Origin of the sequence: Paraburkholderia sp. SIMBA_053, from assembly GCF_046534895.1 — a bacterium.
Classification (GTDB): Bacteria; Pseudomonadota; Gammaproteobacteria; order Burkholderiales; family Burkholderiaceae; genus Paraburkholderia; species Paraburkholderia caledonica.
In genome coordinates, this window is the sequence record NZ_JAWRXU010001624.1 from 1 (window position 1) to 238 (window position 238).

Here is a 238-nt window from a genome sequence, read left to right on the forward strand (position 1 = left end):
CTTGACGAGCTTCACACGCTGCTGCGCATCGACGGTCGCGACTTTCACGCCGTCCGGACGAAACAGGAACGCGTTACCCGGCAGCGTGTACGGCGCGGCGGCCTGCGACTTCAGCGCGAAGTGCACCTGCGCATAAGCGCCCGGCAGCAGATCGCCGTTGCGATTGTCGACATCGACTTCGACGAGCATCGTGCGCTGCTGTTGATCGACGGCGCCCGACGTGCGCGCGACCGTGCCG

General features: G+C 66.4%; 1 pseudogene. It reads right to left on the reverse strand.

The window, feature by feature from the left end:
- Positions 1–238 (reverse strand): annotated as a pseudogene (locus SB753_RS41050) (efflux transporter periplasmic adaptor subunit); the annotation flags it as partial.